At 47.3% G+C, this 24,637-nt stretch carries 28 protein-coding genes and 1 pseudogene; 12 read left to right on the top strand and 17 right to left on the bottom strand.

Going from position 1 to position 24,637, the window contains the following annotated elements; genetic code table 11:
* Positions 1-404: 404 nt before the first annotated feature.
* From H6F98_RS09600 to H6F98_RS09655, 12 genes and pseudogenes are all read right to left on the bottom strand, one after another.
* Positions 405-1,829 (bottom strand): cation:proton antiporter, encoded by a 1,425-nt coding sequence (locus H6F98_RS09600; protein WP_192218446.1) that lies wholly within the window; start codon positions 1,827-1,829, stop codon positions 405-407.
* Positions 1,830-1,923: 94 nt separating this feature from the next.
* Positions 1,924-2,169 (bottom strand): hypothetical protein, encoded by a 246-nt coding sequence (locus H6F98_RS09605; RefSeq protein WP_192218447.1) that lies wholly within the window; start codon positions 2,167-2,169, stop codon positions 1,924-1,926.
* Positions 2,170-2,250: 81 nt separating this feature from the next.
* Complete coding sequence (locus H6F98_RS09610) at positions 2,251-2,583, bottom strand: P-II family nitrogen regulator (protein ID WP_192218448.1); 333 nt, start codon at positions 2,581-2,583, stop codon at positions 2,251-2,253.
* A gap of 93 nt (positions 2,584-2,676) precedes the next feature.
* Entirely contained in the window at positions 2,677-3,819 is a 1,143-nt protein-coding gene (locus tag H6F98_RS09615; RefSeq protein ID WP_192218449.1) for a sodium-dependent bicarbonate transport family permease, read from the bottom strand.
* A gap of 91 nt (positions 3,820-3,910) precedes the next feature.
* Positions 3,911-4,135, bottom strand: a pseudogene (locus tag H6F98_RS09620) (SulP family inorganic anion transporter); the annotation flags it as partial.
* Positions 4,136-4,756: 621 nt separating this feature from the next.
* Entirely contained in the window at positions 4,757-5,416 is a 660-nt protein-coding gene (locus H6F98_RS09625) for a Na(+)/H(+) antiporter subunit B (protein WP_192218450.1), read from the bottom strand.
* Positions 5,413-6,000, bottom strand: coding sequence for a DUF4040 domain-containing protein (locus H6F98_RS09630; RefSeq protein WP_192218451.1), 588 nt, complete (start codon positions 5,998-6,000; stop codon positions 5,413-5,415). The genes H6F98_RS09625 and H6F98_RS09630 overlap by 4 nt, the downstream gene beginning before the upstream one ends.
* Positions 5,993-6,271, bottom strand: coding sequence for a monovalent cation/H(+) antiporter subunit G (locus H6F98_RS09635; protein ID WP_192218452.1), 279 nt, complete (start codon positions 6,269-6,271; stop codon positions 5,993-5,995). The genes H6F98_RS09630 and H6F98_RS09635 overlap by 8 nt, the downstream gene beginning before the upstream one ends.
* The gene (locus H6F98_RS09640; RefSeq protein WP_192218453.1) at positions 6,268-6,519 is read right to left on the bottom strand and encodes a hypothetical protein; all 252 of its coding nucleotides are present in this window, start codon (positions 6,517-6,519) and stop codon (positions 6,268-6,270) included. The genes H6F98_RS09635 and H6F98_RS09640 overlap by 4 nt, the downstream gene beginning before the upstream one ends.
* Entirely contained in the window at positions 6,516-6,905 is a 390-nt protein-coding gene (locus H6F98_RS09645) for a Na+/H+ antiporter subunit E (protein WP_192218454.1), read from the bottom strand. Before H6F98_RS09645 ends, H6F98_RS09640 begins: the two co-directional genes overlap by 4 nt.
* Positions 6,902-8,335 (bottom strand): cation:proton antiporter, encoded by a 1,434-nt coding sequence (locus H6F98_RS09650; RefSeq protein ID WP_192218455.1) that lies wholly within the window; start codon positions 8,333-8,335, stop codon positions 6,902-6,904. The genes H6F98_RS09645 and H6F98_RS09650 overlap by 4 nt, the downstream gene beginning before the upstream one ends.
* Complete coding sequence (locus H6F98_RS09655) at positions 8,332-8,667, bottom strand: NADH-quinone oxidoreductase subunit K (protein ID WP_192218456.1); 336 nt, start codon at positions 8,665-8,667, stop codon at positions 8,332-8,334. Before H6F98_RS09655 ends, H6F98_RS09650 begins: the two co-directional genes overlap by 4 nt.
* A 176-nt stretch (positions 8,668-8,843) precedes the next feature.
* Here H6F98_RS09655 and H6F98_RS09660 point away from each other — a divergent pair, with 176 nt between their 5' ends.
* From H6F98_RS09660 to H6F98_RS09675, 4 genes are all read left to right on the top strand, one after another.
* The gene (locus tag H6F98_RS09660) at positions 8,844-10,088 is read left to right on the top strand and encodes an ATP-binding protein (protein WP_192218457.1); all 1,245 of its coding nucleotides are present in this window, start codon (positions 8,844-8,846) and stop codon (positions 10,086-10,088) included.
* A gap of 51 nt (positions 10,089-10,139) precedes the next feature.
* Positions 10,140-10,289, top strand: coding sequence for a hypothetical protein (locus H6F98_RS09665; protein WP_192218458.1), 150 nt, complete (start codon positions 10,140-10,142; stop codon positions 10,287-10,289).
* A gap of 162 nt (positions 10,290-10,451) precedes the next feature.
* Positions 10,452-10,871, top strand: coding sequence for a hypothetical protein (locus H6F98_RS09670; protein ID WP_192218459.1), 420 nt, complete (start codon positions 10,452-10,454; stop codon positions 10,869-10,871).
* Positions 10,872-10,873: 2 nt separating this feature from the next.
* On the top strand, positions 10,874-11,290 hold the full coding sequence (locus H6F98_RS09675) for an HNH endonuclease (RefSeq protein WP_192218460.1): 417 nt from the start codon (positions 10,874-10,876) through the stop codon (positions 11,288-11,290).
* Between the two features lie 194 nt (positions 11,291-11,484).
* On the opposite strand, the gene H6F98_RS09680 is transcribed toward H6F98_RS09675, so the two are convergent.
* Positions 11,485-11,823 (bottom strand): hypothetical protein, encoded by a 339-nt coding sequence (locus tag H6F98_RS09680; RefSeq protein ID WP_192218611.1) that lies wholly within the window; start codon positions 11,821-11,823, stop codon positions 11,485-11,487.
* 97 nt (positions 11,824-11,920) lie between these two features.
* Between H6F98_RS09680 and H6F98_RS09685 the strand changes: the two genes are divergently transcribed.
* From H6F98_RS09685 to H6F98_RS09695, 3 genes are all read left to right on the top strand, one after another.
* Complete coding sequence (locus tag H6F98_RS09685; RefSeq protein WP_192218461.1) at positions 11,921-12,157, top strand: hypothetical protein; 237 nt, start codon at positions 11,921-11,923, stop codon at positions 12,155-12,157.
* An 83-nt stretch (positions 12,158-12,240) separates the two neighbouring features.
* Entirely contained in the window at positions 12,241-12,759 is a 519-nt protein-coding gene (locus H6F98_RS09690) for an HNH endonuclease (protein ID WP_192218462.1), read from the top strand.
* Between the two features lie 17 nt (positions 12,760-12,776).
* Positions 12,777-13,157, top strand: a complete 381-nt coding sequence (locus H6F98_RS09695; RefSeq protein WP_192218463.1) for an alr0857 family protein — start codon at positions 12,777-12,779, stop codon at positions 13,155-13,157.
* 104 nt (positions 13,158-13,261) lie between these two features.
* Here H6F98_RS09695 and H6F98_RS09700 read toward each other — a convergent pair whose 3' ends face one another.
* Complete coding sequence (locus H6F98_RS09700; RefSeq protein ID WP_192218464.1) at positions 13,262-13,684, bottom strand: hypothetical protein; 423 nt, start codon at positions 13,682-13,684, stop codon at positions 13,262-13,264.
* Positions 13,685-14,163: 479 nt separating this feature from the next.
* Here H6F98_RS09700 and H6F98_RS09705 point away from each other — a divergent pair, with 479 nt between their 5' ends.
* The 3 genes from H6F98_RS09705 to pth all read left to right on the top strand — a co-directional run bounded on the left by H6F98_RS09705 (position 14,164) and on the right by pth (position 17,648).
* Positions 14,164-15,861, top strand: a complete 1,698-nt coding sequence (locus H6F98_RS09705) for an HD family phosphohydrolase (protein ID WP_242058458.1) — start codon at positions 14,164-14,166, stop codon at positions 15,859-15,861.
* Positions 15,862-16,495: 634 nt separating this feature from the next.
* Positions 16,496-16,720 (top strand): DUF2811 domain-containing protein, encoded by a 225-nt coding sequence (locus tag H6F98_RS09710; RefSeq protein WP_192218465.1) that lies wholly within the window; start codon positions 16,496-16,498, stop codon positions 16,718-16,720.
* 295 nt (positions 16,721-17,015) lie between these two features.
* Entirely contained in the window at positions 17,016-17,648 is a 633-nt protein-coding gene (pth, locus tag H6F98_RS09715) for an aminoacyl-tRNA hydrolase (RefSeq protein ID WP_192218466.1), read from the top strand.
* Between the two features lie 73 nt (positions 17,649-17,721).
* On the opposite strand, the gene H6F98_RS09720 is transcribed toward pth, so the two are convergent.
* Positions 17,722-18,996, bottom strand: coding sequence for a hypothetical protein (locus H6F98_RS09720; protein ID WP_192218467.1), 1,275 nt, complete (start codon positions 18,994-18,996; stop codon positions 17,722-17,724).
* A gap of 337 nt (positions 18,997-19,333) precedes the next feature.
* Between H6F98_RS09720 and murF the strand changes: the two genes are divergently transcribed.
* Complete coding sequence (gene murF, locus H6F98_RS09725; protein WP_192218468.1) at positions 19,334-20,695, top strand: UDP-N-acetylmuramoyl-tripeptide--D-alanyl-D-alanine ligase; 1,362 nt, start codon at positions 19,334-19,336, stop codon at positions 20,693-20,695.
* 40 nt (positions 20,696-20,735) lie between these two features.
* Here murF and hrcA read toward each other — a convergent pair whose 3' ends face one another.
* Positions 20,736-21,818 (bottom strand): heat-inducible transcriptional repressor HrcA, encoded by a 1,083-nt coding sequence (gene hrcA, locus H6F98_RS09730; protein ID WP_277927558.1) that lies wholly within the window; start codon positions 21,816-21,818, stop codon positions 20,736-20,738.
* A 287-nt stretch (positions 21,819-22,105) separates the two neighbouring features.
* The gene (locus tag H6F98_RS09735; protein ID WP_192218470.1) at positions 22,106-22,465 is read right to left on the bottom strand and encodes a rhodanese-like domain-containing protein; all 360 of its coding nucleotides are present in this window, start codon (positions 22,463-22,465) and stop codon (positions 22,106-22,108) included.
* A 281-nt stretch (positions 22,466-22,746) separates the two neighbouring features.
* Between H6F98_RS09735 and H6F98_RS09740 the strand changes: the two genes are divergently transcribed.
* A complete protein-coding gene (locus H6F98_RS09740) occupies positions 22,747-24,477 on the top strand; it encodes a DUF3352 domain-containing protein (RefSeq protein WP_192218471.1) in 1,731 nt (576 codons plus the stop codon).
* Positions 24,478-24,637 lie beyond the last annotated feature (160 nt).

Raw genomic sequence — 24,637 nt, forward strand, 5'->3', positions numbered from 1 at the left:
TCTTACAGGAGACTGATGCCAATCGCCAATAAGGAATATTTAGAGGTTTGATTTTAAATTTTCAATTGAAAGTCCCTCATCGTAGCTATTTTGTAGAAATGCGGCAGACAATATTTTAGCTTTAGGAGTTTAGATGTGTTCCGACTATAGAAAAGTCTGAGCGCTTTAGCTTAACCTTTTTTCTATTTGATATTAAACCTCTTGCATAAATCCTGGAATGCTTCCTAAATCCCCAAAGTTGAGGAACTTTGAATTCAGGTTTCGCCCAGAATTGAGCGACTAAGGGGTGAAAATCGACTTTTGCAAGAGGTCTATTCAAGGCTTGCGGGGAGAACCTGGTGATGCGATCGCCATCTGTGCCGTTCATGATACATCGATCGCCCCCAGCAACCTCACGGTGTAGGCTAAGATTTACCCACTACAAGGGGTTGCTCGCTCGAAGGTTCTCCTGTAGTTGGGGGTTCCACTGGCTCACCAAAGGCGATCCGCAGAAACGGCGGTGCCAGAAATGTGGTCAGAATCACCATGACAATAATAGATACCTCCAACGGCTTATCCAGAACCCCACTTGCAGAACCGATTCCGGCAAACACTAACCCGACTTCACCCCGTGGAACCATGCCAACCCCGATCGCAAGTCGATTAATTCCAGGCTGACCAAACACCGCCCAACCCGTCACCACCTTGCCGACAATGGCAACCACCATCAAAAATGCGGCAATCAAGAGTCCAGCACGATTCTCAGGCACCGTCGGATTCAACACACCCAGATCAGCCCGTGCTCCTACAGTCACAAAGAAAATGGGCACTAGTAAATCTGCGATCGGCTTCACCAGTTCATCCAACTCCTTGCGGACATCGGTTTCATCCAGAACCAAGCCAGCGGCAAAAGCACCCAAAATCGCTTCTAGATGAATCGCGTTGCCCAGAAATGCCATGAAGAAGGCAAAGATAAATGCTGGCATGACAACGTTGCCACGGGTTTTGAGTTTCTCTACAATCGCAACGAAGGTTTTGTTGAAGATGCCACCCAACAGAATGGAACCAATCAGAAACGCTGTTGCACTCACAATCAGGTAGATGACATTCGCAACATCAATCTCACCCGTTTTGGCTAAACTGGCGACAACAGCCAGGACAATGATTCCCAGTACATCATCAATAACCGCAGCACCAACAATGATCTGACCTTCTTTGGATTTAAGCTGTCCTATTTCAGACAATACTTTGGACGTAATCCCGATGCTGGTTGCCGTCAATGCCGCTCCTGCAAAAATTGCTGGAATCGCGGCAACATGGAATAACATCATCAAGCCAACGGTACCAGCGGCAAACGGAACAGCCACCCCCACACAGGCGACGATCACAGCTTGAGTACCCACTTCTTTGAGTTGTCTGAGATCCGATTCCAGACCAATTTCAAATAGCAGAATAATCACGCCCAATTCAGCCAGCACTGAAATGACTTCACTCTGGGACTCAAATACACTCGTGAGGGCTGCGGGAGACAGATGATTAATCCATTGCAGCACGGTCATAACCGCTGAGTCTGAGGCGGAAAGTCCACTTTCGGGAAAGATGATCAGGTGTAAAGCAGATACCCCGACAATTACCCCTGCCACCAGTTCACCCAGAACGGGTGGCAAATCAAATCGTCTAGCCGCTTCTGCGCCAAGTTTGCTGGCGAGATAAATCACTACTAAACTCAGCAGAACTCCAGCCAGAACAATCGGTGAATTTTCTGCCTCGACAGTTGCCAACAAGGGCATGGGAGCAACCAAGGCAGCCATCCCAGAACTCAAAGCTGTAATTGTAGGGTTCAAAAACATGATTAGGTTGTGGTGGTAAAAACGATTTAAACCTGATTTGAATTAGAGGCAACCGATTGCTTACGGCACGCTACGCGATCGCCAGCCATCAGCCCTACCCGAAATCGCAATTGGGCTGTTGCCGTATGCGCTCCAGTTTAATCAAGCGTTCGCCATCTGCTGACGTAGGAAAGAACGAGGCTGCTGCATGAGAGGATAAGCTTGATTGTCGGCGCTTTCTGACTCTCGGTTCACAGCGTCCAGGACTTTCTGGAACGGGTTTGTGTACAATAATGGCGAGTAAAATGCGATAGATTTTAGGACGAAGGGAGCCAGAGATACCAAACAATTTGGGCATCATCTAAATCGACTAACGTTTTGAGTAACGGCCACCAAAACGCCGGGGTCATGCCCCGGCTTTTTAGGTCTGTGTCGTCTCGATTCAACAGCCGTCTGGTCCACAGAAACTGTGCCCGTACAGTACCTCCGCGTCACAGATATAGATCATGCCCGCAAAATCGAGGAAAAACTTGACTGCGACCTGATCCGCAATATTCTCGGCCATATCCCGATCCGGGGTGAGCACCTCGAATTTTATATTCGCATTGGTGTCAGAAACGCTGGGTTGTCCCGTCGAGCGCACGTTGCGACTGCCTTTACCGCCAGTTTCCAGAACCGTATAACCGGTTGCCCCGGCTTCTTCGATGATATTGGCGATCTTTTTCAGCAGAATCTTTTCCGTGACGATGACGAGCTTTTTGGCTGGCTTTGCCATCTTGGTTACCTCCTTACCGTAATTGATCTTATATATTGAGTCGCTTGGTCTGCCGGGTCAAGGGAGGGCCGACAGACCGCGACCCGCCTGGGATTAGCTGCCGCCTATCCCGCCTATCGCCTGGGCGAGTCCGAGGAAGAGCGGTATTGCCAAGCCAATCGCAATGGGTGTACCGATAGCTGTGGAGGCACCGATGTAGGCGGAGGGATTGGCCGACGGAATCCCGGCTCGCAACGTGGGCGGACCTGAGATGTCTGAACTGGAGGCGGCGATGACGGCCAGAATCACAACACCGCCCAGGCTGAATCCCGTGGTGTAGTGGGCAATCATGCCGAGACCGAAGGCGATGAATCCATGCACCAGCGGTGCCACAACGCTATACACGACGTACCACTGGGCCACCTTACGTAGTTCGCCAAGTCTTGACCAAGCCTCCATACCCATGACCAGCATCAAGATCGAAAGCAAGCCGCGGAAGAGGGGGTCGTAGAAGCTTTTATAGACACTTTCCGGCTGGGTGAACAAGCCAAGAGCAATGCCGAGCAACATTGCCGATAGGGCAGGACCCTGGAGGCTTTCCTTCACGATCGGCCATATTTTGACCCGATTATCCGCAGACTGCTGCTTTCTGAGATACTCTTGCCGGCTGCTGGGATAATCTTCCTGATTGGGATAATCGCCTGCTGCAACGGGCTGCTTGCTGAGATACTCCTGCTTGCTGAGAGACTCGCCTGCTGCACTACGCTTCTTCTTGTGGTTGAGATAAATGTTAGCCACCACAATCGCCGTTACGAGCGCTGGGATATCCATGAAGGGATAGAGTGCGGCAGCCCATGCCTCGTATTGCATGTTTTGTTCTTCCAGGAGCGTCAGGGCGGCAGCCATGGTAGAGCCACTCACAGCACCAAACAATCCCCCGGTCGCAATCGCATCCACGGTGTTGACCTTCGGCAGCTTGGCTAACGTATAGCGTGCGATGAATACAACAAGAATCCCTACTGCTACAGCAAACGCTGCAGGTAACACCATCTCCGTTAGGTTGGAATTGCGGATCGCCTGACCACCGGTCAGACCGATTTTCATGAGCAGCATAAAGACGATGATCTGATTAATCGCCTCTGGAATTACCAATTCGCTACCAAGGGCGGCAATGACCATACCACCAATCAAAAACCCGAGTGTTGGGGACTGCAACTGCTTAACGAAGTCCATTAAAAATAAGGACAAAAAATCCACGAATACCTCCTTGTGCCTCCTCTTACGAGGAGTATTGCAATAAATGAACTAAATGAACTTTAAAGAGTTAAAGAGAGTAAGAGTGAGGCGTGATCGCAGTCATTACCACCGTCATGAGTCCGGTGGGTTCAGAAATCAGCGTGGGAGTACCGCCAAATAACGCTGCAAAGAAGCCGACGCAAACAGCATCATACAGACCACCGATTGGTCCAACCCCGAAAGCGAGGGCAAGGGGTAACGAGATAACGGCAGCCGTGACACCACCAAAGATATTGCCCCGCAGGTTGTTAAAACGAATACGATTGGTAATTGACATGGAACAGTGACAGACAGAATAGTAGGACAGTCCTGGATTTGAACAATTGAGCGATCGCAAGGAGAAGTTTTGCCTTGCCAACGGAATCAGCTGTAGCACAATAGAGCAGATTTAAATGACAATCTGCGTCCACGTCCTCAGAGATTCCAAATTTTTGGGTGATTTAATTCTTTAAGATTTTTTTAATATACGTTAATTTGCGTATGAATAGTCATTTTTTAACCAAGAGAACAGTCAATTTTTCATTGGAAATTCTTAGCTTTTCCATAGATTAGAGCGACCAACCCATCGGTTGATGATTCACTGTATAGAGAGCGGTGTATTGGGGGATGACTAATGGTGTGAAATCCACCATTATTTATGCTAGGCATTAATTACATCTTTTTTAATAAGCTTGAAAGCATTGTGAAACAAAGTTTTCAAGATTAATAGTTATACCAGTCTTGACAAATTGCCACTTGTCTTTATTGAAAAAAAACTCAATTGTATTAAGAATAGTTTATGGAGGAATGGGAGTTTGATCGAGCGTTAGCGATCGCTCTCCCAAATATTAAGAAAGATGCGATTAATGCATAGGGGGATGAGCTTAATCTCTAATATAATTCCCCAACTTCCCATCTCTTACAACAATCCCCGATAATGAATAAACACCAAAATAGCCGCCCAAGAACCCAACGCGACTTTTACTGCGACGAGGATGTTGAGCAGGGGGATAACCCCGCCGCTAAAAAGTGCGCCCAACTCTCCGTGCGGTAATTCTAATCCGGCTAGAGTGATAACCGACAGGACAATGAAAATAAGAACCGAAACCTTTTCCCATATAGCAGCGTGCCAGCGCTTGTAGATCGCCTGCATCCACTCCGATGATGAGGTAATCGCAACAAGACCGATCGCCGTTCCGCCTGCCACTCCAGCCGCAAAACCACCCCCCGGACTCAGATGCCCCCGAATCGCCAGTTCGATACCCACCAACGCGGCGATAGTTGCTCCTAGACGCGCCATAACAATCGAGGGTTGATCGGTAAACTGATTGATCGCGCAGAATGGTCTTTCATCAGCCAGTAGAAACTTTGCACCCATTACCGCGATCGTAAATACCACCACTTCAAAGATCGTGTCATACAGCCGATTCCTGAGAATGACAGCCGTAACTGCATTAGGTACTCCACTATCTTGTACAAGCGCTTGGACGATCGAGAACGATAAGTCGGGTGCCGGATTGGGCATGATCAGAAATTTGACGAACAGCGCTATCCCCGCTGCAATGTAAACCCATTTCATTTATGTTTCTCCTCTGAGTCTGGTGTATTTACATAGATTAGGCTTGTCGCTGGTGACGAAAGTTCGATTCGCATGATCTCATAGAGGCGTTGAACCCTAGTTGTGGTGTGATAGGGTTGCTGTTCATCCTCAGTTGCTACGGAGTCTTGATTATCGTGCTCTGGTCTGGCACAGGTCGCATGGATTTCTTTGTCCATCAGCGCTCGGTGCAAAGCCTGCGTATTCGTGTACGGGACTAGCTCAAGACGCATATAGTGTTTGCCAAAAATTGAACGCATGTCATTCATCAGTTGCTCAAAATGACCTTCGTCATCTGCCTTGATCGCCCCGTCTTCGAGTACACCCAGACGCATTACCAGCGATGAACGCACTGCGATCGCATAAAGCGTAATCGCCAGCAGAGTACCCATCAATGCTTGTGTCAAAGCAACATCCGCTGCCCCGAAAACCGCAAATACCAATGCCGCTACTGCTCCCAGTATTCCCTGGACTACCAGAGCATGGTAGGGATTGGTCTGAAGTATCAGCATGAGCGCGGACAACGGTAGCAGGGCGGTTATGACATAGATATAGCTATCACTCATCGTTCCCTCCCGTGCTGGAAGAGTATGCCAATACATACCCCAGCACTGTATTCCAGATTGCTAAGGTGATAATGCCAAGGACAAGCAGCGGCCATTCACTGGGTATTTTCAGGAGCAATCCGACGATGATGAGCATACTCCCAAGCGTATCTGCAACCGAAAGAGTATGCAGCTTGAATAATACCGATCGGTGACCGACTAGGGGAAAGGTTCCCCAAAACCAGAAGAAAATTCCTATACCTATGAAGGTATAACTAAGCGCGTTGATCATAGTTCATTTATGCGTTTAAGGACTTGTGCCAACAACATTAATCCGGCATTACCCACACTCAGGATGATCACCCCTGTAACACCGAGCATCCAATCATCCCGTAAGACGGATACAACTAGAATCATGATTGATGTTTTGGTGGCGATACTTGAAAATGCCAACATCTTCTGCCAGATATTCTCATCCTGCCAAGCCTCGTACATGGGTATGAGCAGAGCCAGAATCATTGCAATCAGTACCAAGTTCATGCCTTTTTCCTCCTTCGTACCCAGTGGACTTCGTACCAGCCATCTTCGTGGTATTTCAAAACAATGGTCTTGGGCGTAAAGGTGATCAGAAATATATCTAGGAAGATGAGTCCGGGTGTCCGTCCGGCTTTGACTCGTTCCATCGTCACATCCTCGTGACTATGGGGACGGAAGATGATTTCAAATGCCTCCCTATACGCCTGGGGAATCGCCACTATGACCTCACCCAGCACACGTAGCCAATCTTTTAATGCTTCCGGGGTTTTAGGGCGTCCCGGTAATAGGAGGGCAACGGCTATGCCGATGATAATATTTGCCACACTCAGATTGGCGGTGAGCAAAAACCAGATGGCCAGTCGCAATATCAAATTTAGATGTCCAATCATGCCATTACCATCCAGAAGAGCAGGAGCAACATTAGACTCATTCCACCAATCAGATGCTCAAATTGCTCCACAACACGGGGCAGCTTGAGTACGGATCGTTTAAAAATCAAAAGATACGCCAACCAACCAATGCCGATGGTTGCCAGTGGTTTCACGATATTGGCAAGGGTATAAGCCTCGTAATAGGCAATGTTTGCGATAAACAGACCACCGAGCAGCAAGATCGCCGCTGGCCAGAAACCGGGCTTTACTGCCTCCTCGCCGTCTGCTTTATGCGGCAAGAATATGAATTTGGCAAATGAGATTGCTGTTCCCAAAGCCGCAACGTTCATGGCGATCGCTTGCCAGGGCAGAAGATTCTTCGTCGTCAACACCTTCGCCCCGAAGCCAGACAGCAAGGGAAAGCCTGAGATTGAGAAGCTGGCGATGACCAGAGCAATCCAGACTGTTGTTTTGATCGGCTTATGTTGCAACTCTTTGAAGTTGCGGCTCGGTAAAGCACCTGCAATTAAGAAGAGTGCCGATTTGACCAGTCCGTGAGTCAGTGCATAAAAGCCACCTACGATTGGGGCAGCAAGGACAAAGCCTAACTGCGAAACCGTATGAAACGCCAGCATTCGCTTGGTATCCTTTTCAAAGACGGCAAAGAACACGCCCAGCAGCGCTGTCCCAACTCCGAAAATCCGGATGAGTGGATCGACCTCCTCTACCATCAGCGCACAACGCACTAGCGGATAAACTCCAGCTTTGACCACAACTCCCGACAGCATCGCTGACACTGGCGTCTCCGATTCGGAGTGGGTCAACGGTAACCACAATCCTGATACAAAGATTCCCCCCTTAACCAAGAGTCCCAGAAAGATCAGGGCAAGCGCTTCCGGTGGTGCTCCGCGCAAAGCTGCAAAACTAAACGAATGATTGGTCTGATAGGCTAATACCGCACCTATCAGATAAAACAGCATAGCCGTGTTGCTGATAAACAGATAACGCAATGCCACCCAAATCGATCGATTAGTCCGGGGATAGGCAATCAAGAGAAACGCGGCAATCCCACTGACCTCTAACGCCACGTATAAACTGATAAAGTCCGCACAGGCGAACGCGGCATTGATGCTGCCATGCAAAATAATGGCTTGTGCATAAAAAAAAGCCGTCTTACCGCTGTGCCAACAGTAGAGGATGACGGCGGCTGTTACTAGCGCATTGGTCAATATAAAGTAGGCGCTTAACTGATCGACTATTAATGTGACTCCGAAATGATCCAGTAACTCTAGTGTCAGCGGCGACTTTTCGACAAATAGTTGCAACGCATATCCAGCCGAAGCAAATGCCGTGAACAGTGCGAGGTATCGGTCAAGTTTGGGGAACAGATAAATGGTGAACCCCAAGAAAAACGGTAGTGCGATCCAAGCAAGGGTAATGGTATTCATGGGGTATTGCTCTTCTCGATCTCGTTGGTTTCCAGGGTGGGATTATCGCGTGCCAGCTTCATGACACCGACCAGCATTACGCACTGAATCGAAAAGCCGATCACAATCCCGGTCAATATCACCGCCTGGGGAACCGGATCGGAGTAAGCGGCATTTGCGCCGTCTGAAACGATGGGTGTGAATAAGCCATCTCGTGATGCAACCAGCACGTAATAGGCGATAACTCCTGTGCTCATGACATCCATAGAGATGATCTTCATAACCAGGTTCTTTTTAAGGATGATGCCGAAAAATCCACAGAATATTGTTGCGAAGACGAATGCTTCTAACACGGGAATTGCCTATGAGTAAATATCTGTCAAATGGTGCTAAAAGATATATAGCACTTTTTAATAGTGCTAAAAAACCTTAACACTATTGAAAAGTGTCGAGGGAAACGATAGACTCATGCCACACCAAGGTGTTGGTTTGAGCTTGCGATCGGTAGGATGAAACACACAATAGCCGGATGAGAGAATCGATTCGTAGTAAATCAATGCCTAACCTCAGCCCTGACTCGCCCACCGATACCGTTGGCGGCTTGCCAACTAGTGAAGGCTTGCCGCAGAAAGGTTTCTACACTTCAGAGCGGGACGCTAAAGCCGTGAATCTTGTGGATTTATCAGCACCATTTCAATTGGTCGGGCGGCAAGCGCAATTTCAACGCATTACACAGGTTCTAGCCCGTGATGGCAACTTGCTGATTGTTGGAGTGCCGGGAAGCGGACGGCGGACTCTGGTACGACGGGCGGCTCAAGAAGTTGGGGTAAAAATCCTGGAGGTTGACTGCATCCGGGTTACCGATGGTCAGCGCTTCGTGCAACTACTGTGCGAGAGTATAGACCAGACGTTTCAATGTGCAACGGTTCAAGCTCTAATGCGAGAGTGGATTGAACGTAAGGCACCTGAATTATTTGTCCTGAGAGACGAAGGAAGTGGCAGACAGAGGCTGAAACCTGTTCGCGCAGAAAGCCCAGAGCAGCAATGGGGAGCATTTGAGGGATTACTTAATCTCCTGCAAAGGTTAGCTGAATCTTCGGGCGAACGGGTGGTGCTGATTTTGGAAAGCTTCCCCCACATCCGCTCTTGGGATCGCAATGGGGTGTGGGAAAAATTTTTGAGGAAAGAGATCGAGCGTCAGACTCTGGTGAGTTATGTATTGGTGGCAACGATCGCAGAAACTAGTCTTCATCCTGATGAACCCGGCAATAGCTTGGCAACCGTGCAGTTGGCTCCCTTATCCGACGATGTAGTCGCTGCATGGGTTCAGGCAGTTTTGCATGGCGAAGGGCTGACCTTCGATCCGCGATCGCAAGCGCTGGAACTCTTTGTCAATGCGGTACAGGGACACTTAGGCGATGCTTCGGCACTGGTGCGACGTCTCAAATCAGTCCGAGTTTCTGACGGGCTAATCCGCAACGAACACGTAGAGCAGGCAATTCAAGAACTGCTAACTGACTTGTCGATGGTTTTTGAATCATTACTGATGCTGCTTCCAGCTAATCAGGCGCATCTGTTGGAGTCTCTGGCGTTAGACCCTACTGACAAGCCGCAAAGTCGAGATTACATTAACAAGCATTACCTGTCTAGAGGGGGAAGTCTTCAAGGTGCGATCGCGGGATTGCAGCACAAAGGCTTGATTTATGGTTCTGAACAAGGCTACCGACTGGCTTTGCCTCTGTTTGCTTTGTGGCTTTGCCAGCGCCTGAGTTGATGGCAAACTGTGCGGGAGCGATCGCTTAAGGGGGAAGATTGGCAAAAATTAATGGAACAAGCTGCACAGCCACCTAAAGACTGGCAAAAACTAGTGGAACAAGCTGCACAGCCACCTAAAAACTGGCAAAAACTAATCGAACAAGCTGTACAGCCGCCTGTAGACCTAACAAAATTGAATGATAAACCAGAATTTAAATAGGAGAAAAACCTCAGCTCAGATATAGACAATTAGCCAGATGATTCTCAGCATTGAATCAAGACTTCTAACATAGACTGAGGCAGCGCTCGCATCTCCCCTCTTGGATAACGATAAAAGCGATCGCTGCTACGATGTGAGGTAAATTAGCCAAGAATCTGAGCAATGGCTACGCAGAGAGTCACCGTTGAATTGTCCGATCCTGTTTTTCAGCAGTTGGTTCGCATCGCTGAGGCAACCTCTCAACCGCTAGAAGTCCTTGCTGCTCAAAGCATCACGAGTAACTTACCTCCCTCCCCTGACAACGCCCCACCAGAAATGCAAGCTGAACTCCTACAGATGCAGACTCTCAGCATTGATGAACTTCTGGAAATTACCCAAGCTCAGATAGAATCTGAACAACAAGCGCGTCATACTGCTTTGCTGGAAAAGAACCAATCTGATGAAATTAGCCCACAAGAACGGCAAGAGTTGAGTGAATTGCGCTCATCTGTTGATCGCTTAATGTTACGCAAAGCTTATGCTTGGGCTGTGTTGCGATGGCGAGGACACCGAATACCGTCTTTGAATGAATTGCCCGTGTAGCAATGGCAATTTCCGACAAGGTTCGTCAGCAGATTTGTGCAGCAGCCAATTATCGCTGTGAGTACTGCAAGACATCATCCAAGTTAACTGGGATGCCATTGGTAATGGATCATATTCTGCCTCAAGTTGCAGGTGGCAGCGATGAACCTGAAAACATAGCAGCAGCCTGCTATCGCTGTAATGAGTTCAAGGGGTCAAAAACTCACGCCCCCGATCCTGCGACAAGTACCCTGGTGCCTCTTTTCAATCCTCGCCAGCAGTCTTGGACAGAGCATTTTACCTGGGCGAATGGAGGGACTCATATTGTAGGTTTAACTCCAACAGGTCGAGCAACGGTTATTGCCCTGAGGCTTAACAATGATTATGTAGTTGAAGCACGGGCACTGTGGATTGAAAGCAACTGGCATCCTCCTACCTGAGAATTAACTGTTGGCAGATAGCGATTCCCTGCGGGATACCTAACGCTTCACCCACCTCCCCTCTTGGACAACGATAAGAGCGATCGCTCTTTGTCTAACACTCTTTGAAGGGAAGTGATCGCAATTTCGGGTTGGTGGATACAGTAAGGGCACCCAGCAAGGAGTGCCCCTACGAAATGTACTTTGTGGAAGTGCTATTGGTTCGACAAGCTCTCCACACTGAGGGGAACCATGTCCCCGCTTGTTGTCAATCCCAATAACATCTGCTCTTGCGGTCGAATAAACTTGCCCGTCAGCACGCAGCGTTCTTCTTGCTGAGCCGTTGCCTCCATGCTGGCTCGAATATCAGACGGGGAAAATTCGGGTCGATAATCACCGGATTTTTGCTGCACATAGTTCCAGAGGACATCTCGTATCAGAGCTTGATATCCTTGGTTGCCAGAGAGATCTTTAAGCTTCTCTTTCAATTCGCGCTCTAGACGAATGCTGGTTACTTCCATGTCGGTCGTTGCTGTGCGGGCGAGAGTACGAATCATCATTTTTTTTTCCTCAATTTGTGGACAGGCTCGTAATACAAGTGTAGTATTTAGAAAGTCAGCTTTCAAATCCACTTCACCAAATTTCTCTTCTGTGAGCCTTCATCTATCCCACTCCACCCCATGCCCTGAAAGTGCTAGCCGCCGAGGTTGGCAATCAGCAGGAATGTCGGTGGAGTTTTTGTTTGAGGGCAGATATGGCTCAAGTGCCCAGCGGACAGAAAAGATTGGAGATCAATTTAATAAAGATGCCCGTAATTTAGGGGCATTTGATGGACAAATAGATAAACGCAGCGGGAGGTACAGGCACAAAATCGCCTTACCGACATAGGACGAGAAGACCCTATTTAAGTTTTTTCAACCCCCGCTCCTAACTAAAAGAAGCGGGGGTTTTGATGTATGAGGAGTCAAACCGTGACGAGTGCAACTGAAGTGTTAAGGCAATCAGTGGTGGTGTTCTCCAAGAACTACCTGCCAGTCAGTCGGGTCAACATCAAACGAGCGATCGCGCTTCTCGTAATGAGGAAAGCCGAACCGCTAGATTTTACCGATAGCAAAGGCTACCTTGTGCGTTCGCCGAGTGTAGTACTGCTGGTACCCGAACAGATTCGTTTGACGATTACCGATGCTGAGCGGGTTTGGAGAGTTCCTCCAGTGAATCGCAAAGAAGTCTTACGACGGGACAAGCATACTTGCCAATACTGCGGTAGCACGAAACAGTTAACACTCGATCACGTTCTTCCCCGCTCAAAAGGCGGAAAACACAGTTGGGACAACGTAGTTATAGCCTGCGAACGGTGTAATAGCCTTAAAGGCAATTGCACCCCAATCCAAGCGGGAATGACACTACGCACCAAGCCCAAAGCCCCAATGCACCCGACTGTTGCCTTTGCGGAACAGTTCTGGCGCGAACAGCAAGTAAACCTGGACTAGCAGGAGATTCATAGCTGATGCTGAAACTCACTTATACAGAAAACGGCTTTTCTCTGGAGCGTTTGTCTCAGTCCTTGGAGGAATGGGTGACAACGCGAGTGATTCTGGCGCTGAGAGCGGCTTCCAGCCTCTGCGTCGAACCCAGCACTGCCTCGTTCCTGCTTCCATCTGACTTACCTCAGCTCAATCATCTTGAAAGGATGCGGGAAGGAGAAGATGCGATCGCTTTATCGATTTGCGATGCTGAGTATATTGAAGTTAGCCTCCAAGGAACTTGGATGACTTCAGACTCTGATGGTGAAACAGGTATCTTCGTCACCTCCATGAGCTATGCTGTTGAATTTTTCTTGCTCAAGCTTTGGGAGGAGTCTCAAACCCGTACTCGCTGCCTCCCTTAGCTAGATGGAAGCGTTAACTACAAATCGATTTGAAAAGTTCTGAGGTAGCACGGCCGTGCTACCTTCGCTTTTATAGTGGCAAGCGGAGAACTAAAAACAACGGATTACTTACTTGGTTTCGGAGCCTGTAGATCGAATTTCTGTCCAGCACCATAGGAGTCAATGTCTACTGCCTCGGAGCCGCCACTGACCAGTAGACTGAGCATTGAACCCAACTGCACCCAGACAAGCAAAGCTGGTAGCAAGACAATAACTGCCCCAATCGCATAGCTTAGCCAGGAGGTAAGACCAAACACCGACAGGCTTGCTCCCATAAATAGACTTAGAAAAGTACACATTCCTATATAAGCTGTTCTTATATTCAGAGTATCGTAAGTAATTTGTTTCTCTGACTGACGGTTGGTATCCCACTTAGCCACCTGGTATTCCAACATATCTTTGAAAATGAACCCAAAGGCGATCGCAAAGAAATTAGTCACCATGATTATGGTGTATACGGGAGGATTCACAAAGGGTTCAGGATTCATAGCAGATTTAGTAAATTAAGATTTGTAACGTATTGTATCAGGTAGAGCAGGAGTTTCTCTGTATCTCCTTAAAAAGGTTCTGACTCCTCACCAGAAGAGTTTCATCTTGAACCACGCAGTTCTGATAAGATAAGCGTTGTCTGCTGCAATATTTCCGCAACTTCCCCGCAAAAGAGATGCAAAATCTTCATCAAGAAGCAGCTTGCTAGCACGCTAAGATCGCATCACTTGTGTAAAGTATTAATCAAGTTTTCTAAAAAGTAAGTATTAAGACTCAGACTAAGGTCAACAATAAAAGTATTGCCAATGACTTGGCTAGCTCTGGGTGCATGAAGAGAGCAGAAAGGTCAGAGCGACCTCACACTTGTTTTTGCTATAGATCAACGAGACGCTAACGAATAGGTCAATTAAGGGTTGCATCTGAGGTGGCTTTGACCAGCCATGAGTCCACGTAATTTTGATTTATTTGTCAAACATTCATGATAGCCTCCAAACCCTTGAGCATGTCCCTTGAAAGCCAAGAACTTCTAGAAGTGTCCACTGAAAAGGCTGAACTGATTGAGCAGCTATTAGCCATTGGTACAGCGCTTTCGAGCAGCAACAATTTAGATGAATTATTGCATCTAATTTTATCCAAAAGTAGGGAAATTACTTGTAGTGACGCAGGTAGCGTTTATCTGATAGACCGTAGTAATGTAATTCCAAAGTTGCTCTTCAAGGTCGCGCAGAATGATTCTCTACCGAGAGATTCCTTTCAGGAATTTGCGATGCCTCTGACTAAAAAAAGTCTAGCGGGGTATGTAGCGCTGACAGGTGAAAGCTTAAATCTGCCAGATGCCTATCAATTGCCATCGGATGTGCCTTACCAGTTGGATCGGAGCTTTGATACTAGTATGCCTTATCGTACCTGTTCGGTATTAGTGCTGCCGATGCAAGATCAAGATAGGGAAATTATCGGTGTCCTACAGCTAATTAACCGGAAGGTAAAATCCGATATTGTTTTGACACAACAGAATGCAATGGAGGTAACTCAGCCTTATACAGAGTGGGAAGAACGCATTGTGCGATCGCTTGCTTCTCAAGCCGCCATTTCAATTGAACGTAACCACTTGCAAAAGAGTATTGAAAATCTGTTTGAAGGGTTTGTAAAAGCGTCGGTTCAGATTATTGAGGCACGAGATCCAACAACCTCTGGTCACTCGGAACGAGTCGCTGACTTGACTGTGCGCTTGAGTCAAGAGGCAAGTGCTATTAATGTTGGGCCATTGCGGTCAATTTATTTTAGCGATCGCCAAATTCAAGAAGTTCGCTATGCAGCACTATTGCACGACTTCGGCAAAGTTGGCATTCCCGAAGCAATTTTAGGTAAGCAGAAAAAACTTTATCCTTCACAGCTAGAAGTCATTCGTCACCGCTTTGCTTTGGCACAGCGCACCTTAGAAATGGAATGCGCTCAAACAAAATTCAAGTATCTAGTTGAACACCCTAGCCACACCCATCAGGATGACTCGTCTTCCTCTGGCTGTTCCCACTGTGAGAAGTTAGAAAAAATTGATACCCAGCTAGCTCAAACGATTGAAACTCTAAATTACTATTGGGAGCTACTACAAGAACTTAATGAACCTGATGTTTTGCTGACAAGAGAATTTCAAGCTTTTTCTGAAGAAACTTCGGCTCAACTAGCCGCTTTGTCACAATACACCTATCGAGACGTTGATGGGGAAACTAAACCCTTGATTTCTCAAGCTGAGATGGAGCAATTGTTAATACCTAGAGGGAATTTAACACCGCAAGAACGCTTGGATATTGAATCACACGTTACTCATACTTACCACTTTCTGGAGCGGATTCCTTGGACGAAGCACCTCAAAGGCGTTCCTGCGATCGCCTACGGCCATCATGAGAAGCTAGATGGTAGTGGCTACCCCCAAGGCTTGAAACAAGACGAAATTCCTATCCAAAGCCAGATTCTCACGATCTCGGATATTTATGATGCTCTCACGGCTAGTGATCGCCCTTATAAGCGTCGGTTACCTGTGAACACCGTTCTCCACATTCTGCGACAGGAAGCTGCCAAAAACAAAATTAACAGTGACTTAGTTGAGTTATTTGAGCAACGCCAAGTGTTTACCGTTTTGGGCCACACGTTGCCAGTAGACGTTCATTCGGTTGCTTGATACTGAGTTGCACTCAAGGATGCGTACTGATTCGCTGAGAGAGAAAGGGAAAAGGCGAAGGGGCAAACGGGCAATTGGTTCCTTTTCCCTGTTTCTTTCTGAGAGCTAGACAGAGCAAGTTTTTGAGCCGTTTTCCCCATCTTCCTCCTGAACTGTTTGCAATTCTTATCTTTCGCGCTACTTTTCCCCACAGATTCCCCAGCGTTTCCACACAGCCTTTCAAAGTTTTCCACAGATTCCCACGAGTTTTCCACAAGTGTAAACGGTAGGATCGGGAGTTCCAGTCTTACTGGGGATTTCCTCAAGTGAATCTCTAAAGGTCAAGGTGGACTGAGTTCTTGTAAAGTTATGTAACAGAAATCGGGTTTTAACCCTGATTCTTTCGTGGCAATTTTGAAGGTTTGCGAGGGGTTGTAATATTTCGCAGCATTGACAACCCCACCCCATCTCAGCCGACAATGGTGCGACCAACCCATAAAAGTTTTGAATTGAGAAAAGCGATCGCGGCGGTAGAAGTGGGTGCTTTTTCCAAGTTCATTTGTCGCAAGCTTTCAGTTGGAAAGCCGGTTCCTCTCCGGCGCTGAAAGCAAGGTTTGCATTGTCCCAACACGCACGAAACGAGAGTTAAATATATATGAACGCAACCGTTAGCATCCTGGCAGAAATCCCTGAAGACCTGCACGAATCCCTTAAGCGCTACCTGGAAACCCATCCTAGCTGGGATCAAGATCGAGTTTTTGCGGCAGCATTGTCGCTGTTTTTGCTCCAAAATGGGAGTAGTAAGACACCAGAAGCCTCCCAGAGCTATCGCGCTTGTGCGCGTGTCTATTTGGAATCCCTGTTTCAGCATCCTGCCTAAGTTAGGGACTGGGGATTAGGGGGTTTCTCAAGGGGAGGTTTCTAATAAAGGCTCTCAGTGATGAGGTGAAGGGGAGGTGGAGTGATAAGTGAAAAACTCCGAAAGTTTATGTATGCTAACTTCCTAGCTCCCCACCTCCCTACCCCCCAGTCGCTAGTGCAAGAAGGCAGAAGGCTCTTATGCAGGATGCAGAAGGAATATTGCTTGTACCGTAAGCTTTTTAAACTTTTTTAACTGGATAGTTATTTCCGCCCCCCAATCGCTAGTTACCAGCCCTTAATGCCAGTAGAAACCTATGACAGAAGCTACCTCACAATCTACCCAATCTACTTTGGTTATTCCTCAGCTGATTGTAGGTTTGGGGAATCCAGAGCCGAAGTATGAGAAAACGCGGCACAATATTGGCTTTGATGCTGTTGATGCCCTAGCGAAGAGGTCACAGATTTCTTGGAATGAAAATCGTCGGTTTCAAGCACTGTTTGGGGAAGGGCAAGCAAGCAGGGGAGACAAATTACGTTTGCTCAAGCCACTTACCTATATGAACCGTTCTGGGCAAGCGATTCGTGCCGCGACAGATTGGTATAAGCTGCCACCTGAGTCAGTACTAATCATCTATGACGATATGGATTTACCAGTCGGACGTCTGCGTCTACGTCTTTCAGGTTCAGCAGGAGGGCACAATGGGATGAAGTCTGCGATTGCACATCTTGGTACTCAAAATTTCCCTCGTCTGCGGATTGGTATCGGTAAGTCGGGCACAGACAAAGATACTGTATCTCACGTTCTAGGGAAGTTTTCACCTCAAGAAACCCAGTTGATGTCAGAGGTTCTCCAAGTCGTAGTTGATGCCGTAGAACTTGCTCTCAGGCAAGGGGTTGAAAAGGCGATGAGTCTCTACAATAGTCGCAGTATAGAGATTAATACCTAAATAGGATCGCGAACAATGTTCAGTGGTCAAAAAACCAATAACAACGAACAACTGACAACTAATAACCAACCACTTACATAATTTGATTCAGGCAAGAAAGGTCAGCTGACCCAAAGTGGACACTCAGCGCTATATTCAAGTTTTCCAGAGATTTGATTAACCAGGGTACGCCGTCTCTCGCCGAAGTCTCGTAGTGGTTAAACAAAATGGAAAAGCGCTTTTCCAAGTAGGGCTTGACTTTGCGACACAACAACACAATCTTGAGTAACAAGCAAGTGGTTAGGGTTGCGCCTAGGTTAGTAATCAAATCGACAAAAACAAAGTGGTTAGGTCGCTGAGGACTCTCCACTACTAAGAAGTTTAAGAGTTGGCTGCAAGTTCGTACAATCAGGAATTCACTTGGCTTTTGGGAATCGCTAACTGGTAGAGTGTTTTTTAGATGAGTGTACAGTCGATCGTTAAACTGGCGCTTCCCATAGGCAGGGTCAATCGAAGCCGTCAGGTACTCATACAAATCATTTTTAAACTCTTTGTAGGAAACTGTCTGGCTAGTGTGAGTCAGGAAGCTTTGGGCAATATCCCGATAGGTATCAGAACCTTGGACTTTGCCAACAAACTGCTTAAGAGCTATCCCCAACTCGCGATCGCTTAATAGTGTAGGATTTCTGACTGGCTGAATAATTTTGTCTAATGTTTCTACAGACTGTGTACGCAAGGCTTGAGCGCGTCGCACCTGATAGGTAACGTATTGGGATAAATCAAACTCAAAGCGCCGCTGAACCCGTGATTGAATGTGTCGGACAGTCTGCTGATGCTCGTAACTACTGTCTTCACTGAGAAGGCAGTGTTCATACAAGTAGGGATACCGCTGAATCAGGTTTCCTACTACCTTGGAATTATTAACTTCTGCCGTCTCACTCATCACGCGAGACAAGCGTTGTAATGTTACATACTGCTCTGTCTCTGTGAAAAGCTGCACCAGTTGTCGTAGACGCCTTGCTCCACGAGATTGCACCTTCATCGGATCAGGCGGATTTTCAAACAATGCGACTAACTCTGGAATCGCTCCTTGTTGTTGAGGACTCAACTGCCAGCGATTGATTAGTATGTGGCAGCATCGGTTGAGTACAAACCTGAAATCTTGCTCCGCCCGCTTGTCCATTGCCACCTTTTCCAATGACAACCAGATTTGCGGATCTACATATCTTGCGCCATCCAAAAAAAGGCGTTGGAAACGCTCAATTAACTGGCTACATGACTCTACCTGTACACAATAAAGTAGATGATCGTACAGTTGCTGCTCTTCTAGGCTAGTTTGTCGAATGTCAGTGTCTGTCCAAGTAGTCACTTTAGTGTGCCCCCTTACACGCAAATGCTAGGGCTAATAACAGGAGTTTTGTCGAGAAGATTCAAATTTAAACTTGACCTGCTCCTTAGGTAGATACTTAAAATTTAGATTAATCATAGATTATTTCTCTGATTTATGTGGGTATAATCAACGACTTACTAAATTAAGATAATCTATCCAAGGAAAAGCATATCTTGACCAAGTCTTCATTGGGATGCGTAGATATACGGCACTTTGTAAAGATTCAGTGAAGTAACCTCTTAGCCTCTTTAGACTATGTACTACCAAACCTTACTCAAGCAAAGCATAATTTTGTCAAATTAGGGGAGATAGACTTATGCCTTGTCAGATTTCGGTGACTCAGTTAGTTGACATCCTCGCAGCAACGCCAGTGAATCTATCAGAGGAAGTGGCTTTGGCTTGCTGTACGGGGATTACAACTGATACTCGCAGCCTCCAACCGGGTCATGTGTTTGTTGCCCTGCGCGGAGAAAAGTTTGATGGGCATGACTTTGCAGGAGTGGCTATTGAGAAAGGCGCGATCGCAGTAGTCAGTGACCGTCGCGCCGGGACTCAGCTTGATGGCATTCCCCAATTACAGGTAGAAGACACACTTCAGGCTTACCAGCAAATTGCTCGGTGGTGGCGTGATCAGTTTGATATCCCCATCATTGCTGTAACGGGTTCTGTCGGTAAAACAACAACCAAGGAACTAATCGCCGCAGTTTTATCAACCAAAGGCAACGTCCTCAAGACACAGGCAAACTACAACAATGAAATCGGTGTGCCTAAAACGTTGCTGGAATTGGGAGCAGAGCATGACTACGCCGTAATCGAAATGGCGATGCGGGGTTCAGGGCAGATTGCGCTATTGAGTCAGATTGCCCGTCCCACAGTCAGCGTTATTACAAATGTAGGAACCGCTCATATCGGACTTTTGGGTTCTGTAGAAGCGATCGCCCAAGCAAAATGTGAGTTGTTAGCCGAAATGCCTGCCACTGGTGTTGCGGTTCTCAATCACGATGACCAACGCTTAATTGAAACCGCCGCAACAGTTTGGCAAGGGCAAACCTTTACCTACGGGTTGGAAGCTGGTGATTTACAAGGGCAACTGATTGATTCAGAAACACTCAGGGTTGAGGAAATGCGGCTTCCTCTGCCTCTTGCAGGTCGCCACAACGCCCTAAACTATCTAGGGGCGCTAGCGGTCGCGAAACTGCTCCAGATTGGCTGGAAAGGTCTAACAAAGGGGTTAGCCGTGGAACTGCCAACAGGGCGATCGCAACGCTACGACTTGCCTAACGATATTGTGATTCTCGATGAAACGTATAATGCTGGATTGGAATCAATGATAGCCGCGCTACATCTGTTGGCAGAAACCCCAGGGAATCGACATATTGCCGTGCTAGGCACGATGAAGGAATTAGGAGAGCGATCGCCTGAACTACATCAGCAGGTTGGCAATACAGCAGAGAAACTCAATCTCGATGCCTTGCTGATTGTGGTCGATGACCCAGAAGCAAAAGCGATCGCTTCCGGCACCACAACACTGCAAACTGAATGTTTTGACAACCGAGATGCCCTTATCAGGCGTTTGAAGGAAATAGTACAACCAGGCGATCGCTTTTTGTTCAAAGCCTCGCGTTCAGTGGGACTCGATCAAATCATGAATCAATTTCGGGCAGAAATTTCTAGCTGAATTTTATTCCTTCAAAGTCCCAGTCTTCTTAAAAGTCAAGCTAAGCCGGTTGACTCAAAGCATCAGTCAAGTAATCAGCCGCCGTTTCCACCAAAGCGATCGCATTTTCATAAATCATTCGAGTTGGTCCCAAAATGCCCACACTGCCGACAGGTTGTTCACCTTGCCGATAGGTAGCACAGACCAACGCGCAGGTACGCATGGGTTCCAACTGATTTTCTGAACCAATTCGCACCGTCACCCGACGCTCCGATCCCAGTGTCTCCGGTAATTCAAAGATTACAGGCCAAAGTTGCTCCTGTTCCTCTTCCAATAAGTGCAGCAGCATCTTGACTTGCTGCAACTCCGAAAATTCTGGCTGGCGCAACACTTCTGAAATGCCACGAACCATGATTGGTGTAGGAACAGGTGCTTTGGCACGGCGAGTTACCTCGGCTAGCAACGTTCTTAAGAAATCTGCATATCGAGCAAATTCCCGATCTAACTCACTCCAATCCAGCGTAGCCAGTTCACTAAGCGATCGCTCCCGTAGCTTACTATTCAAAAAGTTGGATAAAATCTGTAACTCCCGCTCTACAATCGACCCATCCACTTGAGCCTCATCCTTTGATTGGGGTAGTTCCATCAATACAGACTGCGTTTCATAAGAATCTGTTACCACAATCAACATCACTCGCCCTTGCTCTACCTGCACCAGCTGCAAATGTCGCAAGCGTGTAGTTCTAGTTTGAGGCATCGTAATTAAAGCAATGTATCCACTGACAGCCGCAAGAATTTGCGCCGCATCTCGTAAGAGCTTCTCAAAGCTTGGATCTTCGCTCTTTAAATTGTCGGTGAGTAAATGCTCAACTTGACGCCCCAAAGCATCAGAAGGTTTGATTAGCTGGTCAACATAAATGCGGTAGCCAGAATCAGAGGGAACCCGTCCGGCAGAGGTATGAGGCTGATACAACAACCCCGATTTTTCCAGAAAGCCCATGCAAGAGCGAATAGTAGCAGGGCTGACACTCAAGTCATACTCTGCTGCCAAAGCTTTGGAACCCACTGGTTCGGCTGTCGCGATGTAGTGACGGATGGTTGCCCAAAGAATCTGTTGCTGTCGATTAGTCAGACTCACTTGCAGAGACATTTTGAACAAAAGTTGATTTTAATCGAATTTTAAACAGAAGCTAATGATTGATTGGATTAAGATGAACTACTGACTCGGCAGACTCCCATCCGGAGTAAAGTCTGGGTATGAGGCAAGTAAAGTGCAGCCCAAAAGAACGTCTAGCATCTCTCTTAGTAGAAAAATTATCAAACACGGGATTTGGACTACGGAGTAAAAAGCGGTGGCACTGTTATCTAAATTACTATTGGCTTTAAGATAGCAGAAGAATGGCAGTGGCAGTGGGTTGTAGTCTTTCTCCACTAGTACTGAGGAATACTCGAATCAACAAGCAGCGAGTAGGCATCAATGCCCCCTACGATATTTTTGACATTCGTAAATCCCTGACTCATCAACCAGCGGCACATCTGAGCTGAGCGCACGCCATGATGACAGAGTACCAGTGTCTCGGCGTTTGGGTCAAAGCGAGTGTGAATATGATCTGACCAGTCAGCAAAGTCACTCAAAGGGAGATTCTCGAAGCCATCGAGATGTGCAATTTCGATTTCCTGTTCTTCTCGGACATCGATTAGCTGAAGACCTTCAGGAGATTCAGCTATACGCATTGCCAGTTGTTCAACGCTAATTTTGGGAACAGCTTGAGTAGAAAATTGATGTGCCATTAGATGAATTTCGTTGTGAGTCTACAGGTGAATACCAACAGAAAGCGGCAAGAGTACCCAAATAGAGACATAACTGACCCCTCTAAGCAATTCAATTACCAACTCCCTATCTTTAAGCTAAGCTGCATTCGCTTGAAGCACACAAGGGTTGCATAAAAAGTCTCATTCCCAATCCCCAATCCCTATTTTTAAACCAGAGGTATTCAAGGGCAGCATATAATAGGCGTGGAATTGGTACTCTTTCTCGGTCAATCGCTCCAAAGACGCGCTCGGAATTCACAATGAAGCTACGTTCATTTTTTTATGCCTTGGCAGCGGGTACTGTTGCGCTGCTATTCGTTGCTGCCGTTGGCTTTTTTTGGTTAACCTCCCAAAGCCCGTTGAACATACTGCGGGGTGGGACAGTGACAACCCCAACAGCCGCAATATTTGTGCCAAAACAGGCACCGCTCATGGCATCATTGCTTGTGAATCCAGACCGATTGGAGGCCTTTCGGCAACTGGTTGCCCGCCCGGAAAACCGACGGCGATCGCGTGCTGAATTAAACCAGATCGAAGAGAGTTTACTCGCCAATACAGATATCAACTATCGACGGGATATCCAACCCTGGATTGGGGATGAGATAACATTCGCTGTCACATCTTTAGATTTTGACCGTAATCAAGAGAATGCTGCCCAGCCTGGGTATTTGGTTGCCGTCACAACCAAAGACGCTCAAAAAGCCCGCGAATTTCTACAACTGTTTTATTCCAAACAAGCGATTGCAGGGACAGAGGATTTAGTCTTTGAACAGTACAAAGGTGTCAACCTAACTTACAAACGTCCCATCGCACCGATTGGGGGTTCCAATCAAACCCCGACTCCCCCGGTTTGGACAAGTGCTGTAGTAGGCGATCGCTTTGTACTGTTTGCCAATCACCCGAAAGTGTTGCGTAATGCCCTCAATAACGTCCAAGCGGCAAACCTTAACCTGGAGGATGACCCTGAATACCAACAAGTGTTACAAAGCTTGAATGAACCTCGGATTGGTTTTAGCTTTGTCAATCTTCCGGCGTTAGCTGCCTGGATTTCTAATCAACCGATACCCACACAAGAGTCCTTCCAAGCGTCTGATACAGTAGCGATCGCTTTGTCATTGAACCGTCAAGGCTTACTGGCACAAACCGCATTACTGGGAAGCCAGCCAAGTGAGGAGAGTCAAAGTCCTACCCTTTCTAAGCCAGTAGAGGCATTGCAGTACATCCCGGCTGAAAGTAGCTTAGCGATCGCTGGTACTGATTTAAACCAATTCTGGAATCGCCTCTCCACGGCACGAGGGGATGATGACACCCTGAAGTCACTACTTGACCAACCCATTGCCAGTTTGCAGTCGCGTTGGGGTATTCAATTACCGGAAGATATTTTCAGTTGGGTACAAGGGGAATATGCCTTGTCCCTGCTACCCCGTCCTGACAGAGATAATCCAGATTGGATTTTTGTTGCCCAAAAAGTGCCTGGTACAACAGCGGAGGAATCAATTGAGCATCTAGACGCTGTAGCGAAGCAGCAAGGACTTAGTACCGGAAGTTTACCTCTAGGAGATAAGATAATCACGGCTTGGACAAAACTTCTCACAACCTCAGCTATCACGGAGAAAGATGACAATTTGCTGAAGCTAGAGGCACAAGTCCGTGGTGTCCACACGGCTGTTGGGAATTATGAGGTTTTCACTAGCTCTATTGAGGCAATGGATGAAGCGCTGCAAGGGTTGGAGAATTCGTTGGTAAAGAGTGACAAATTCAAAAATGCGATCGCACCTTTACCTGAACAAAATGATGGCTATCTGTATCTTGACTGGGCACAGGGAGAGACGTTGATCAAGCGTCAACTACCAATTGTTCAAGTCGTGGAACTCGTGGCAAAGCCGTTATTTGAGCATTTGCGATCGCTAAGTATTAGTAGCTACGGTATCGACAATGGCGTTCAACACAGCAAACTGTTTTTCCAGTTACATAATGCGAACGAGTCATAGCCAATACTTTTGCTCAAGGGTTACTCACCACAACGATGTATAGCAGTAGCCACGAATGTTAGGACATTAACGGGAGAAGAGCGTTCCCTAAAAGTGAGCCGATTTGACCCAACGCTGACCACTGAAAGCTGACTGCTGATTGCTATAACGTCATCCAATT

Origin of the sequence: Microcoleus sp. FACHB-SPT15 (assembly GCF_014849525.1) — a bacterium.
Classification (GTDB): domain Bacteria; phylum Cyanobacteriota; class Cyanobacteriia; order Cyanobacteriales; family Coleofasciculaceae; genus Symplocastrum; species Symplocastrum torsivum.